Source organism: Pseudomonas sp. SbOxS1, from assembly GCF_013416725.1.
In the GTDB taxonomy this organism is placed as follows: domain Bacteria; phylum Pseudomonadota; class Gammaproteobacteria; order Pseudomonadales; family Pseudomonadaceae; genus Aquipseudomonas.
The window spans coordinates 455,071-469,965 of record NZ_JAAVXC010000004.1; the positions used below are offsets into that span (position 1 = coordinate 455,071).

Annotated in this window: 12 protein-coding genes; 7 read left to right on the forward strand and 5 right to left on the reverse strand. The window is 61.6% G+C overall.

Annotation, left to right across the window (positions count from 1 at the left end; all coding sequences use genetic code 11):
* Positions 1 to 68: 68 nt before the first annotated feature.
* Complete coding sequence (locus HFK74_RS08405; protein WP_180203107.1) at positions 69 to 638, reverse strand: ACP phosphodiesterase; 570 nt, start codon at positions 636 to 638, stop codon at positions 69 to 71.
* Between the two features lie 171 nt (positions 639 to 809).
* Here HFK74_RS08405 and HFK74_RS08410 point away from each other — a divergent pair, with 171 nt between their 5' ends.
* The 3 genes from HFK74_RS08410 to HFK74_RS08420 are packed head-to-tail and all read left to right on the forward strand — an operon-like array spanning position 810 to position 3,385.
* Positions 810 to 1,112 (forward strand): helix-turn-helix transcriptional regulator, encoded by a 303-nt coding sequence (locus tag HFK74_RS08410; protein ID WP_175392598.1) that lies wholly within the window; start codon positions 810 to 812, stop codon positions 1,110 to 1,112.
* A gap of 35 nt (positions 1,113 to 1,147) precedes the next feature.
* The gene (locus HFK74_RS08415) at positions 1,148 to 2,314 is read left to right on the forward strand and encodes an MFS transporter (protein WP_180203108.1); all 1,167 of its coding nucleotides are present in this window, start codon (positions 1,148 to 1,150) and stop codon (positions 2,312 to 2,314) included.
* 21 nt (positions 2,315 to 2,335) lie between these two features.
* Positions 2,336 to 3,385 (forward strand): alkene reductase, encoded by a 1,050-nt coding sequence (locus tag HFK74_RS08420; RefSeq protein WP_180203109.1) that lies wholly within the window; start codon positions 2,336 to 2,338, stop codon positions 3,383 to 3,385.
* A 408-nt stretch (positions 3,386 to 3,793) separates the two neighbouring features.
* Here the strand turns inward: HFK74_RS08420 and HFK74_RS08425 are convergent, their stop codons facing one another.
* A complete protein-coding gene (locus HFK74_RS08425; protein WP_180203110.1) occupies positions 3,794 to 4,426 on the reverse strand; it encodes a TetR family transcriptional regulator in 633 nt (210 codons plus the stop codon).
* 267 nt (positions 4,427 to 4,693) lie between these two features.
* Between HFK74_RS08425 and HFK74_RS08430 the strand changes: the two genes are divergently transcribed.
* The 4 genes from HFK74_RS08430 to HFK74_RS08445 all read left to right on the forward strand — a co-directional run bounded on the left by HFK74_RS08430 (position 4,694) and on the right by HFK74_RS08445 (position 12,163).
* A complete protein-coding gene (locus HFK74_RS08430; protein WP_008056893.1) occupies positions 4,694 to 5,851 on the forward strand; it encodes an efflux RND transporter periplasmic adaptor subunit in 1,158 nt (385 codons plus the stop codon).
* Positions 5,852 to 5,854: 3 nt separating this feature from the next.
* The gene (gene emhB, locus HFK74_RS08435) at positions 5,855 to 9,016 is read left to right on the forward strand and encodes an efflux RND transporter permease subunit EmhB (RefSeq protein WP_180203111.1); all 3,162 of its coding nucleotides are present in this window, start codon (positions 5,855 to 5,857) and stop codon (positions 9,014 to 9,016) included.
* Positions 9,016 to 10,476, forward strand: coding sequence for an efflux RND transporter outer membrane subunit EmhC (emhC, locus tag HFK74_RS08440; protein WP_180203112.1), 1,461 nt, complete (start codon positions 9,016 to 9,018; stop codon positions 10,474 to 10,476). Before emhB ends, emhC begins: the two co-directional genes overlap by 1 nt.
* A 427-nt stretch (positions 10,477 to 10,903) precedes the next feature.
* On the forward strand, positions 10,904 to 12,163 hold the full coding sequence (locus tag HFK74_RS08445) for an OprD family porin (protein ID WP_180203113.1): 1,260 nt from the start codon (positions 10,904 to 10,906) through the stop codon (positions 12,161 to 12,163).
* 128 nt (positions 12,164 to 12,291) lie between these two features.
* Here the strand turns inward: HFK74_RS08445 and pcaC are convergent, their stop codons facing one another.
* The 3 genes from pcaC to HFK74_RS08460 are packed head-to-tail and all read right to left on the reverse strand — an operon-like array spanning position 12,292 to position 14,862.
* Positions 12,292 to 12,684, reverse strand: coding sequence for a 4-carboxymuconolactone decarboxylase (pcaC, locus tag HFK74_RS08450; RefSeq protein ID WP_020798348.1), 393 nt, complete (start codon positions 12,682 to 12,684; stop codon positions 12,292 to 12,294).
* A gap of 10 nt (positions 12,685 to 12,694) precedes the next feature.
* On the reverse strand, positions 12,695 to 13,486 hold the full coding sequence (pcaD, locus tag HFK74_RS08455; protein WP_180203114.1) for a 3-oxoadipate enol-lactonase: 792 nt from the start codon (positions 13,484 to 13,486) through the stop codon (positions 12,695 to 12,697).
* Positions 13,487 to 13,497: 11 nt separating this feature from the next.
* Positions 13,498 to 14,862 carry a 3-carboxy-cis,cis-muconate cycloisomerase gene (locus HFK74_RS08460; RefSeq protein WP_180203115.1) on the reverse strand — a complete coding sequence of 455 codons (1,365 nt, stop codon included), beginning with the start codon at positions 14,860 to 14,862 and terminating at the stop codon, positions 13,498 to 13,500.
* Positions 14,863 to 14,895: the final 33 nt, after the last annotated feature.

The following is a 14,895-nucleotide window of genomic DNA, read 5'->3' on the forward strand; positions in this document are numbered from 1 at the left end:
CTCAGGTACACCGCGGCGCTCCCTTCGCGGGCAAGCCACGCTCCTACAAGGTTCGTGGAGGTTGGGTGTCAGCGGTTCTGGGCAAAATCCTGAAGCTGCGGATAAAACAACCGAAAATCCTCGCTCAACGGCTCATACAACAGCCGCAATTCCTGCATCGCCGCCGCCAGCTCCTCCGGCCGGGTCAAGCGCCGGGAAATCCCCCGCAGCACCTGCTCCAGCACTTCGAACTCTCGATAAGACCCCAACCAGTCATTGGCCACCATGTGCGGCGCGATCCTCGCCAGGCGCTCCGGCAACTGCGGTTGACTGGACAGCACCCGGTACACGTCCGAGGTGAACAGCTCCAACGGCCGGTCCGCGTACAGCGTCCAGTCCCGTGCCAGGCAATGATCGAAAAACACATCGAGCACGATCCCAGCATAGCGCCGACGAGTCAGGGAAAACCTCGACAACGCGACATCCACCAACGGATGGCGATCGGTGAACACGTCGATGCTGCGATGCAGCTGGATGGCCGTTTCGATTTCCGGATCAAACTGCCCTTGCAGCCGTCCCTTGACGAAATCGCCATAGAGACTGCCGAGCAATTGACCGGGACGCTGGCCACCAAGATGAAGATGTGCGAGATAGTTCATGGGCGCAGCTTAGCACTGCGCCCTTGTCCCTATACAATCATCGTATCGTTATAACCCGATATACCGATTTACTCGGCCATCAGATCAAAATCATATTGGTATATCGCGAAATACCGATTTAAAGTTCGCTTCATCGCGATATAGCGTTTTACTAATCACGAGCCCCCGACCATGAACCTTGACCTCGACGAAATAATAAAAGCCCTGGCGCACCCGGTACGGCGAGACATCCTGCACTGGCTCAAAGACCCGACCGTCGAATTCCCCGATCAGTCCCACAGCAACGAGCACGGCGTTTGCGCCGGGCAGATCGATCAACGTTGCGGCCTGTCGCAGTCCACCGTGTCCGCACACCTGGCCACCCTGCAACGCGCCGGCCTGATCAGCAGCCGCAAAGTCGGCCAGTGGCACTTCTTCAAACGTAACGAGGAAACCATCCAGGAGTTCCTCCGCATCTTCAGCAAAGAGCTCTGACCCTTTACGTCAGCCAGCCGACAAGGAATCCACCCATGCCCCTCTCGCTACTCATATTGGCGTTAAGCGCCTTCGCCATCGGCACCACCGAATTCGTCATCATGGGTTTGCTGCCCGATGTGGCGGCCGACCTCGGTGTGTCGATCCCCGGCGCCGGCTGGCTGGTGACCGGTTACGCCCTGGGCGTGGCCATTGGTGCGCCGTTCATGGCGCTGGCCACCGCCCGGTTGCCGCGCAAGGCCGCCCTGGTGGCGCTGATGGGCATTTTCATTGTCGGCAACCTGCTCTGCGCGGTGGCCAGTGACTACAACGTACTGATGTTTGCCCGTGTGGTGACGGCACTGTGCCACGGTGCGTTCTTCGGCATCGGTTCGGTGGTGGCGGCGGGCCTGGTGCCCGCCAACAAACGCGCCTCGGCCGTGGCCCTGATGTTCACCGGCCTGACCCTGGCCAACGTCCTCGGCGTACCGCTGGGCACCGCGCTCGGTCAACAGGCCGGCTGGCGCTCGACCTTCTGGGCGGTGACCGTGATCGGCGTGATTGCGCTGATCGGCCTGATTCGCTTCCTGCCGGCCAAGCGCGATGAAGAAAAACTCGACATGCGCGCCGAACTGCGTGCCCTCAAGGGCGCCGGTATCTGGTTGTCCTTGAGCATGACCGCCCTGTTCGCCGCTTCGGTGTTCACCCTGTTCACCTACGTGGCGCCACTGTTGGGCGAAGTCACCGGCGTTACGCCCCGCGGCGTGACCTGGACCCTGATGCTCATCGGCCTGGGGCTGACGGTGGGCAACATCATCGGCGGCAAGCTGGCGGACAAGGGCCTGGCGGCAACGCTGATCGGCGTCTTCATCGCCATGGCCGTGGTCTCCACCGTATTGACCTGGACCAGCGTCGCGCTGATCCCGACCGAAATCACCCTGTTCCTCTGGGCCACCGCGTGTTTCGCCGCCGTGCCGGCCCTGCAAGTGAACGTGGTGACCTACGGCAAGGCCGCACCGAACCTGGTCTCGACCCTGAACATCGGCGCCTTCAACGTCGGCAATGCCCTGGGTGCCTGGGTTGGCGGCAGCGTCATCGCCCACGGTTTCGGCCTGACCAGCGTGCCCCTGGCGGCAGCGGCCCTGGCGGTACTCGCCCTGCTGGCGACCCTGATCACCTTCCGTCAGAGCGGCGACCCCGAACTGGCCCCTGTTACCAACTGATCTTCACAAGAGAGCTATTTCATGACGACTATTTTCGATCCGATCAAACTGGGCGACCTCGAACTGGCCAACCGCATCATCATGGCCCCGCTGACCCGCTGCCGCGCCGACGAAGGCCGCGTACCCAACGCGCTGATGGCCGAGTACTACGTACAACGCGCTTCGGCCGGCCTGATCCTCAGCGAAGCCACCTCGGTCACGCCGATGGGCGTCGGCTACCCGGACACCCCGGGCATCTGGTCCAACGACCAGGTTCGTGGCTGGACCAACGTCACCAAGGCGATTCACGGCGCGGGCGGCAAGATCTTCCTGCAGCTGTGGCACGTCGGCCGGGTGTCCCACGAGTCGTACCTGAACGGTGAAAAGCCGGTCGCCCCGAGCGCCATCCAGCCGAAAGGCCACGTCAGCCTGGTGCGTCCATTGGCCGATTACCCGACGCCACGCGCGCTGGAAACCGCTGAAATCGCCGACATCGTCGATGCTTACCGCGTGGGCGCCGAAAACGCCAAGGCAGCCGGTTTCGATGGCGTGGAAATCCATGGCGCCAACGGCTACCTGCTCGACCAGTTCCTGCAGAGCAGCACCAACCAGCGCACCGACCAATACGGCGGCTCCGTGGAAAATCGTGCGCGCCTGCTCCTGGAAGTGACCGACGCTGCCATCGAAGTCTGGGGCGCCGGCCGCGTCGGTGTGCACCTGGCACCGCGTGCCGACTCCCATGACATGGGTGACGACAACTTGGCCGAAACCTTCACCTACGTCGCTCGCGAACTGGGCAAACGTGGCATCGCCTTCATCTGCTCGCGCGAAAAAGAAGCCGACGACAGCCTCGGCCCACAGATCAAGGAAGCCTTCGGCGGCCCGTACATCATCAACGAACGCTTCACCAAGGACAGCGCCAATGCCTGGCTGGCGAGCGGCAAGGCTGATGCAGTCGCCTTCGGTGTGCCTTTCATTGCCAACCCGGATCTGCCGGCACGCTTGAAGGTCGATGCGCCGCTGAATGAGGCGCGTCCGGAGTTGTTTTATGCCAAGGGGCCGGTTGGTTACATCGACTACCCGACGTTGTAATCGTCGCCCGCTAAAATGCAAAAGCCCCGGACTCGAAAGAGCCGGGGCTTTTTACTTATTGTGAGTTTGCCGCGCCCACTGTTAGGAGCGAGCCTGCTCGCGATGAACGTCCAGACAACGCGTTCATCCAGACAGCCAATGTTATCGTTGACGCCCATCGCGAGCAGGCTCGCTCCTACAGGGATTTGGGTGCATCCGCGAGAGTGGCGTTGGACTTCTGGTCGCCTTCGCGGGCAAGCCTCGCTCCTACGCGGCCGACACAAAATCCCTACAAAATACTGAGCCTGCTACCTGTCAACCTGCCGAACAGGCGTATATAAAAGCACCCTTGCGCCGTAACGCCCGTGAAGAACTGTTCATCTATGGCTTCAGCGGTTGACACACGGGAAGCCGATTACGCATTTTGTTTCACTTACGCAGGCTGGGACTGAAACGCAGCATGTCCAGCGCGATATCGACCCAACGCTCGGCCTCGGTGTGCAGCTCGAAGCTGTCCGGCGCGAGCAACCATTGGTACAGCAAGCCGTCTATATAGGCATGAATGCTGACAGCCGCACGGGCGGTGTCGAGATCTTCCGGCAACTGCCCACGATTGACGGCGTTACGCAGGGTCAGGCCGATGCGCGTGTTGCATTCGAGGCTGACTTCCCGGCGCTGCTGGCGCAGGTCGCACATTTCATCGGTGAACTCGCACTTATGAAACAGAATTTCGTTGATGCGCCGGGTCTTGGGATCCAGCGCAACTTCATGAAACAAATGAATCAGCAGCCGGCGCATGCAGCCCAGCGGGTCGGGCTCGTCTTCGCTCTCGGCGGCTTTGGCCAGTTCATCAAGGGGCTCTTGCAGCGTATCGAGCATGGCCTGCACCACATCCGCCTTATTGCTGAAATGCCAGTAGATCGCCCCGCGGGTGACGCCGGCCAGGGTCGCGATGTCCGCCAGGGTCGTGCGGGCCACACCCCGCTCGAAAAAGGCCTTTTCGGCCGCTTCGAGTATCTGGTTGCGGGTTTCTTGAGCTTCCTCTTTGGTACGACGGACCATGGCAGTACAACCTCAATCAGGATGCTTCAGCGATGTCTGGATATCAGCTGAATAAAAGCGGGGCGAGTGCTCTCGGGTATCGTCCCCGGACCTACGATTCGAACCTTTCAACGGTGTTTGTAACGACTTGGGTACAGGGCCAAGGTATTTACAAACAGCCATGAATGTAAGTATATTCCTTAGCATGCTACTTATCCACTCGGCCCTCAATTTTTAACCTTCAAACTTTTCTTGTGCGTTTTTTTCGCGCCTGACCCGAGGATTTTCATGCAATTCAAGCCAGCTGTTACCGCTCTGGTCGCCGCCGTCGCCCTCGCATCGCTGCTCAGCGGATGCAAAAAGGAAGAAGCCCCGCCGGCCGCTCCACCGCCTCAGGTCGGCGTCGTTACCCTGCAGACGCAAACGTTTACGTTGACGTCCGAGCTGCCGGGCCGCACCAGTGCGTTCCGCATTGCTGAAGTGCGCCCACAGGTCAACGGCATCATTCTCAAGCGTCTGTTCAAGGAAGGCGGCGACGTCAAGGCCGGCCAGCAGCTGTATCAGATCGATCCGTCGGTTTATGACGCTACGCTCAAAAGCGCCGAAGCCAACCTGCGTTCGACCAAGTCGGTCTCCGACCGCTACAAGCAACTGGTCGACGAGCAGGCTGTAAGCCGCCAGGAATACGACACCGCCGTGGCCAACCGCCTGCAATCGGAAGCCGCACTGCAAACGGCCCAGATCAATGTGCGCTACACCAAGGTGTATGCGCCGTTGACCGGCCGTATCGGTCGTTCGTCGGTCACCGAAGGCGCGCTGGTCAGCAACGGCCAGACCGAAGCGATGGCGGTGATCCAGCAACTGGACCCGATCTACGTCGACGTTACCCAGTCCTCGGTCGAGCTGCTTGCGCTGCGCCGCGAACTGGAAAGCGGTCGCCTGCAAAAGGCCGGCGACAACGCCGCGAAAGTCAAACTGACCCTCGAGGATGGCAGCCAGTACAAACTCGACGGCAAGCTGGAGTTCTCCGAGGTCTCGGTGGACCAGACCACCGGCTCCGTCACCCTGCGCGCCGTGTTCCCGAACCCTGATCACACACTTCTGCCGGGCATGTTCGTGCACGCCCAGTTGCAGGCAGGCGTGAACAGCGCCGCGATCCTGGCGCCGCAGCAAGGTGTCACCCGCGACCTCAAAGGCACGCCGACTGCGCTGGTCGTGGGTCCCGACAACAAGGTCGAACTGCGTCAGCTCAAGGCCAACCGTACCGTCGGCAACCAATGGCTGATCGAGGACGGCCTGAAGGCCGGCGATCGCCTGATCACCGAAGGCCTGCAATTCGTCAAGCCTGGCATCGAAGTCAAGCCCACTGACGCGACCAACGTCGGCGCAAAAAACCCGGCCCCCGCCAAGCCCGCTGAGCAGGCTTCCAGCGGCCAAGGGGAGTAATTCATGTCCAGATTCTTCATCGACCGTCCGATTTTCGCCTGGGTAATCGCCCTGGTGATCATGCTGGTCGGGGCTCTATCGATCCTCAAGCTGCCGATCAACCAGTACCCGAGCATTGCGCCGCCGGCCATCGCCATCTCCGTGACCTACCCGGGCGCTTCGGCGCAAACCGTGCAGGACACTGTGGTCCAGGTGATCGAGCAACAGCTCAACGGTATCGACAACTTGCGTTATGTGTCTTCGGAAAGTAACTCCGACGGCACCATGACCATTACCGCGACCTTCGAGCAAGGCACCAACTCCGATACCGCGCAGGTCCAGGTCCAGAACAAGCTGAACCTGGCCACCCCGCTGTTGCCGCAAGAAGTGCAGCAGCAGGGTATCCGCGTGACCAAGGCAGTGAAGAACTTCCTGCTGGTCATCGGCGTGGTTTCCCGTGACGGCAGCATGACCAAGGACGACCTGTCTAACTACATCGTGTCCAACATGCAGGACCCGATCTCGCGGACCGCCGGTGTCGGCGACTTCCAGGTGTTCGGTTCCCAGTACGCCATGCGCATCTGGCTCGACCCGGCCAAGTTGAACAACTTCAACCTGACCCCGATCGATGTCAAGACCGCCATTGCCGCACAGAACGTCCAAGTGTCGTCCGGCCAGCTCGGCGGCCTGCCCGCCCTGCCCGGCACGCAGCTGAACGCGACGATCATCGGCAAGACCCGCCTGCAGACCGCTGAGCAGTTCGAAAAGATCCTGCTCAAGGTCAACAAGGACGGCTCCCAGGTTCGCCTGAAAGATGTCGCCAGCGTCGGCCTGGGCGGTGAAAACTACAGCATCAACGCCCAGTTCAACGGTGCCCCTGCGTCCGGCCTGGCCGTGAAACTGGCCACCGGCGCCAACGCCCTGGATACCGCCAAGGCCCTGCGCACGACTATCGACAACCTCAAGCCGTTCTTCCCCGAAGGGATGGAAGTGGTGTTCCCGTATGACACCACACCAGTGGTGACTGAATCGATCAAGGGCGTGGTTCACACCCTGGTCGAAGCGGTCGGGCTGGTGTTCCTGGTAATGTTCCTGTTCCTGCAGAACTTCCGCGCCACCATCATCACCACGATGACGGTGCCGGTGGTATTGCTCGGTACATTCGGCATCCTCGCGGCAGCCGGGTTCAGCATCAACACCCTGACCATGTTCGGTATGGTGCTGGCCATCGGCTTGCTGGTGGACGACGCCATCGTCGTGGTGGAAAACGTCGAACGGGTGATGAGCGAAGAAGGCCTGTCACCGAAAGAAGCCACCAAGAAGTCCATGGGCCAGATCCAGGGTGCACTGGTGGGTATCGCCCTGGTGCTGTCGGCGGTACTGCTGCCAATGGCGTTCTTCAGCGGCTCCACCGGTGTGATCTACAAACAGTTCTCGATCACCATCGTCTCGGCCATGGCCCTGTCGGTACTGGTTGCCCTGATCTTCACGCCGGCGCTTTGCGCCACCATGCTCAAGGCGATTCCGAAGGGCGAGCACCACACCCCGAAACGCGGCTTCTTCGGCTGGTTCAACCGCAACTTCGACCGTGGCGTCAAAAGCTACGAGCGTGGCGTGGGCAGCATGCTGACGCACAAGGCGCCGTACCTGTTGGCCTATCTCATCATCGTCGTAGGCATGATCTGGCTGTTCACCCGCATTCCAACCGCGTTCCTGCCGGAAGAAGACCAGGGCGTACTGTTCGCCCAGGTACAGACCCCTGCCGGTTCGACAGCCCAGCGCACCCAGGTGGTCGTGGACGAAATGCGTGAATTCCTGCTGCGTCCAGGCAAGGATGGCGGTGAAGGCGATGCGGTGAACTCGGTGTTTACCGTGACCGGCTTCAACTTCGCCGGCCGTGGCCAGAGCTCGGGCATGGCGTTCATCATGCTGCGCCCATGGGAAGATCGTAACGCCGACAACAGCGTGTTCAAGGTCGCAGCCCGTGCCCAGCAACACTTCTTCACCTTCCGTGACGCCATGGTGTTTGCCTTCGCGCCTCCGGCGGTACTGGAGTTGGGTAACGCCACCGGTTTCGACGTGTTCCTGCAGGACCGCGCCGGTATCGGTCACGACAAGCTGATGGAAGCCCGCAACCAGTTCCTCGGCATGGCGGCGCAAAGCAAGATCCTGACGCAAGTGCGTCCGAACGGCTTGAACGATGAGCCGCAATACCAGCTGGAAATCGATGACGAGAAGGCCAGTGCCCTGGGCATTACCATCGCCGACATCAACAACACCCTGTCGATCGCCCTGGGCAGTAGCTACGTCAACGACTTCATCGACCGTGGTCGAGTGAAGAAGGTTTACGTGCAAGGCCAGCCCGGTGCACGCATGAGCCCTGAAGACCTGCAGAAGTGGTACGTGCGCAACAGCGTCGGCACCATGGTGCCGTTCTCGGCGTTCGCCAAGGGTGAGTGGATTTACGGATCGCCGAAACTCGCCCGTTATAACGGCGTGGAAGCGGTGGAAGTCCTCGGCGCCCCGGCACCGGGTTACTCCACCGGTGAAGCGATGGCCGAAGTCGAAGCCATCGCCAAGAAACTGCCAGCCGGTGTCGGTATTTCCTGGACCGGCCTGTCCTACGAGGAACGTCTGTCGGGTTCGCAAGCGCCGGCGCTGTACGCCCTGTCGTTGCTGATGGTGTTCCTGTGCCTGGCGGCACTCTATGAAAGCTGGTCGATTCCGATCGCGGTGATGCTGGTGGTGCCGCTGGGGATCATCGGTGCGCTGATGGCCACCAGCCTGCGCGGCCTGTCCAACGACGTGTACTTCCAGGTGGGCTTGTTGACGACCATCGGCCTGGCGGCGAAAAACGCCATCCTGATTGTCGAATTTGCCAAGGAACTGCACGAACAAGGGCGTAGCCTGCGCGAGGCAGCCATCGAAGCCTGCCGCATGCGTCTGCGACCGATCATCATGACCTCGCTCGCGTTCGTGCTTGGCGTGGTACCCCTGGCGATCTCCACGGGCGCAGGCTCCGGTAGCCAGCATGCAATCGGCACCGGTGTGATTGGCGGTATGATCACGGCAACCGTGTTGGCGATCTTCTGGGTCCCACTGTTCTTCGTCACTGTGTCGGCCCTGGGTCAGCGTAAAAACGTCGACCAGCAAGACGCCATTGAACCTTCTAAAGAGGCTGGCTAATGAGCAAGTCGCTACTCTCCCTGGCAGTCGCCGCCTTCGTGCTCAGTGGCTGCTCGCTGATACCTGACTATCAGCGGCCGGATGCACCGGTGGCAGAACAATACCCGCAGGGCCTGGCATACTCGCCGGCCCAGGCACCGGCGCAGGCCGCTGCCGAGCAGGGCTGGAAGCAGTTTTTCCATGACCCGGCGCTGCAGCAGCTGATTCAGCTGTCCCTGGAAAACAACCGAGACCTGCGTGTCGCGGCCTTGAACATCGACGCCTTTGCGGCTCAATACCGCATCTCGCGCGCCGATCTGTTCCCGGCCGTTTCGGCCAACGGTACCGGCAGCCGCCAGCGCTTGCCGGCTGACGCTTCGCAGTCCGGCGAGGCAGGCATCACCAGTTCCTATTCGGCCACCGTTGGCATCAGTGCCTATGAACTGGATATGTTCGGCCGGATTCGCAGCCTGAACGAAGAAGCCCTGCAGAAGTACTTCGCCACCGAAGAAGGCCGGCGCAGTACCCAGATCAGCCTGGTGGCCAGCGTGGCCAATGCCTACCTGACCTGGCAGGCCGACAAGGAACTGTACAAGCTGACCCAGGACACCCTGGCCGCGTTCGAGGAGAGCTACAAGCTCACCGCACGCAGCAACGAAGTGGGGGTCGCTTCGGCCCTGGACCTGGCACAGTCGCGCACCTCGGTGGAAAACGCCCGTGCGCAACTGGCCAAGTACACCCGTCAGGTCGCCCAGGATGAAAACAGCCTGGTGCTGCTGCTCGGCACCGGCATCCCGGCCAACCTGCAAGCGGCCAAACCGCTGAACGACGACCTGCTGGCCGAAGTACCGCCTGGCCTGCCGTCGGACTTGCTGCAGCGTCGTCCAGACATCCTGCAAGCCGAGTACAACCTCAAGGCCGCCAACGCCAACATTGGCGCGGCGCGGGCAGCGTTCTTCCCGAGCATCAGCCTGACGGCCAACGCCGGGACCCTGAGCCCGGACCTGTCCGGCCTGTTCAAGGGTGGTTCGGGCACCTGGCTGTTCCAGCCGCAGATCAACCTGCCGATCTTCAACGCCGGCAGCCTGCGCGCCAGCCTGGATTACTCGAAAATCCAGAAAGACATTGGCGTGGCGAACTACGAGAAGTCCATCCAGACGGCCTTCCAGGAAGTCGCCGACGGCCTGGCCGCGCGCCAGACCTACGTGCAGCAGTTGCAGGCACAGCAGGATTTCGTCAATGCCAACCAGGACTACTACCGCCTGGCCGAGCGTCGCTACCGTATCGGTGTCGACAGCAACCTGACCTTCCTCGATGCCCAGCGCCAGCTGTTCAGTGCCCAACAGGCATTGATCACCGACCGTCTGGCGCAGCTGGTCAGCCAGGTCAACCTGTACAAGGCCCTGGGCGGTGGCTGGAATGAACAGACGGCGAAGAACGAGCCGTTGAAAGAAGAAGCGCCGAAGATGAAGTATTTCTGATAGCGCGGTGAAAACACTAAGCCCACCTTTTGGTGGGCTTTTTGTTGGGTGCGGGAAAATTGTGGTGCCTGTGATGGCCCCATCGCGAGCAGGCTCGCTCCCACAGTTGACCCAGTTCCTTCAGAAAAAATGCGGTCCATTGTGGGAGCGAGCCTGCTCGCGATGAGGCCCGCATAACCACCACAAATTCAAAACCAATCTCGGTTCGATAATCGCCCAAAAACTGCTTTCAACGATTGAACCATCTAGTACATTCACATCACCATTCGACCAACAAAACCAATAACAACAGGTCCGATGCCATGCCCCCGCGCCCTGCCCTCTCCGGCTGATCCGCCCCGCTTGTCCTGATTTCCAATGCACGTCTGCAACCCCGGGTTGCGGCATCACCCTGTTTCATCCCCAAGAATTAGAGAGACCCGAGCCCATGACGCCTTCTTCCGCTCAGTATTTCGTTCCCAGCCTGATCGCCGTCGCCCTGGCGAGCGCAGCCCTGCCCGCCCAGGCCGAGGAGTCGGGTTTTGTCGAAGGGGCCAAGGTCAACCTGAACCTGCGCAACTTCTACATCAACCGCAACTTCACCAACCCGACCAAGGCCCAGGGCAAGGCCGAAGAGTGGACGCAGAGTTTCATTCTCGATGCCAAGTCCGGGTTTACCCAGGGCACCGTCGGTTTCGGCATGGACGTGCTGGGGCTGTACTCGGTGAAACTCGATGGCGGCAAAGGCACGGGCGGTACCCAGCTGCTGCCGCTGGACAGTGACGGCCGCCCGGCCGACAACTTCGGCCGCACCAACGTGGCGTTCAAAGCCAAGCTGTCGCAGACCGAAGCGAAGGTTGGCGAATGGATGCCGGTACTGCCGATCCTGCGTTCGGACGACGGTCGCTCCCTGCCGCAGACCTTCCGTGGCGGACAGCTCACCTCGAAGGAAATCGACGGCCTGACGCTGTACGGCGGCCAGTTCCGCCAGAACAGCCCGCGCGATGACAGCAGCATGGGCGACATGTCGATGACCGGCAAAGCCGCGTTCACCTCCGACCGTTTCAACTTCCAGGGCGGCGAATACCTGTTCAACGACAAACGCACCCAGATCGGGGTGTGGAACGCCGAACTCAAGGACATCTACAGCCAGCAATTCATCAACCTGACCCACAGCCAACCTATCGGCGCCTGGACCCTGGGTGCCAACCTCGGTTACTTCTATGGCAAGGATGACGGCAGCGCCCGGGCCGGCGAGCTGGACAACAAAACCATGTACGGCCTGTTCTCGGCCAAGTACGGCGGCAACACCTTCTACGTCGGCCTGCAGAAACTCACCGGCGACAGCCCGTGGATGCGGGTCAATGGCACCAGCGGCGGCACCCTGGCCAACGACAGCTACAACTCCAGCTACGACAACGCCCGGGAAAAATCCTGGCAAGTACGCCACGACTACAACTTCGCTGCCCTTGGCGTGCCGGGGCTGACCCTGATGAACCGTTATATCAGCGGCGATAACGTGCACACCGGCACGATCACCGATGGCAAGGAATGGGGTCGTGAAAGTGAACTGGGCTACACCGTGCAGAGCGGTGCGCTGAAAGACCTGAACGTGAAATGGCGCAACTCGACGATCCGTCGCGACTACAGCAACAACGAGTTCGATGAGAACCGCGTAATCATCAGCTATCCGATCAGCCTGCTCTAGAGACCGATCGTTCCCACGCTCTGCGTGGGAATGCAGCCCGGGACGCTCCGCGTCCCTTCCAAAGCCGAACGCGGAGCGTCCGTTGAGGCATTCCCACGCAGAGCGTGGGAACGATCAATCGCGGGGGATCACTCCCGCGATTCAACCCCCAACTCATCCCACACCGACTCCGCCAGGTGGAACGTCGCATTGGCTGCCGGAATCCCGCAGTAGATCGCGCTCTGCATGATCACTTCCTTGATCTCGCTGCGGCTCACGCCGTTGTTGGCAGCGGCGCGCAGGTGCAGTTTGAGTTCACCCTCGCGGTTCATGCCGATCAGCATGGCGATGGTGATCAGGCTGCGGGTATGGCGCGGCAGGCCAGGACGGGTCCAGATATCACCCCAGGCGTGGCGGGTGATCATTTCCTGGAACTCCGAGTTGAACTCGGTCAGGGTGGTCAGGCTGCGGTCGACATGGGCGTCGCCCAGAACGGCGCGACGGACCTTCATGCCCTCGTCGTAACGTTGTTTCTCGTCCACGGAATTTCCCTCAACGAGCCGTCAGAAAGGCCAGTACGCGATCGCTGAAATCAGCGCCGGCCTGGACGTTGGACAAGTGCGCGGCATAGAACTCGGCGTACTCGGCGCCCGGCACGTGTTCCTGGATGAAGTGCCCACCGGACGGTGGCGTGACCGCATCCTGGGTGCCGGCGATCACCAGCAGCGGCGCCTTGATCGAGGACAACTGATCACGGAAATCGGCATCGCGCACCGCCGCACAGTTGGCCGCATAGCCTTCAGGCGAAGTGGCCGCCAGCATGTCGGTAATCTGCTTGGCCGCTGCCGGGTTGGCTTCGGAGAAGTCCGGGGTGAACCAGCGTGCGATCGATGCATCTCGCAAGGCGACCATGGCCGCCTGACCGTCACGCAGCACGGTTTCGATACGCGGGTTCCAGATCGACGGATCGCCGATTTTCGCCGCCGTGTTGCACACGATCAATTTGTTCAGGCGCTCGCCTGCGTTGATGCCCAGCCATTGCCCGATCAGCCCGCCCATGGACAGGCCACAGAAATGTGCGCGTTCGATGTGCAAGGCATCCAGCAGCGCCAGGACGTCACGGCCCAGTTGCTCGATGCTATAAGGCCCCGGTGTCACCAACGATTGGCCGTGGCCGCGGGTGTCGAAACGCAGCACACGAAAGTGCTCCGTGAACGCCGGAATCTGCGCGTCCCACATATGCAGGTCAGTGCCCAGCGAGTTGGACAGCACCAGTACCGGTGCATCCACCGGCCCATCGAGTTGGTAATGCAGTTCGCCATCGGCGAGTTGAACGAAAGCCACAGCAGTCTCCTTCAGGCAGTCAATGCAGAGTGTTCAGCCACCGCTCGCTCGACCCAGGTACGGGCCTGACCGAGGTAATGGGCGGGGTCCAGCAGATGATCGAGTTCAGTGGCCGACAGCTCGGCGGTCACTTGCGGCTCGTCGCCGAGTACGGCGCGCAGATGGCGTTTTTCAGCCACGGCGCGTTTGCAGCATTGCTCCAACAGGTGGTGCGCGGTGTCGCGGCCAACCCGTTGTGCGAGGACGATGCTCACCGCTTCAGCGAGCACCAGGCCCTGGGTCAGGTCGAGGTTGCGCGCCATGCGTTCGGCGTCCACTTCCAGCCCGCCCGTGACCAACAGCGCTTGCTTGAGACTGCCGGACACCAGGCAGCAAATCTCCGGCAGGGTTTCCCACTCGGCGTGCCACAGTCCCAGGCTGCGCTCGTGCTCCTGCGGCATGGCACTGAACAGTGTCGACAGCAGGCCAGGCACGCGAGTCGCCGCGCCAATCAGCACCGCCGCGCCAACTGGATTGCGTTTATGTGGCATGGTCGAAGAGCCGCCCTTGCCCGGCGCCGAAGGCTCGAACACCTCGGCGGCTTCGGTCTGCATCAACAAGCTGATATCGCGACCGAGTTTGCCGAGGCTACCGGCGATCAATCCGAGTACCGAGCCAAACTCCACCAGGCGATCACGCTGGGTGTGCCAGGGCTGGTCAGGCAAGCTCAGTTGCAGCTCCTCGGCCAACGCCTGGGCAATCGGCAGCGCCTGATCACCGAGAGCCGCGAGGGTTCCGGATGCACCACCGAATTGCAGCACCAGCAGGCGCGGCTTGAGTTCTTGCAGACGTTGACGGCTGCGGGTGACGGCACCCAGCCAACCGGCGATCTTCATGCCGAGGGTGACCGGCGTCGCGTGCTGCAGCCAGGTGCGTCCCGCCAATGGCGTGGCCGCATACCGTTGGGCCTGGCTGGCGAGGGTATCGCCCAGTTGTGCCAGATCGCTGTCGATCAATTCCAGCGCCCGGCGCAATTGCAGCACCAGGCCACTGTCCATCACGTCCTGGCTGGTGGCGCCCAGGTGCACGTAGCGTTCGGCTTGCGCATCGCTCGCGGCGATCTGCTTGCCCAAGGCCTTGACCAGCGGGATCGCCGAATTACCCGCCGTGGCAATCGCCTCGCCGAGGGCAGCAAAATCGTAATGCCCGGCCTGGCAGGCCGCTTCAATCGGTGCCACCGCGGCATGCGGAATTACACCGACCCGCGCTTCGGCCCGGGCCAGCGCCGCTTCGAAATCGAGCATGGCCTGGACCCGGCCCTGATCGCAGAACACTTCGCGCATATCGCGGGCAGTGAAATAGGCATCGAACAATTGATTGCCCGGTCGCTCGTTCATAAACAGTCCCTGGAGGCGCGGGCCGCTCGGGCC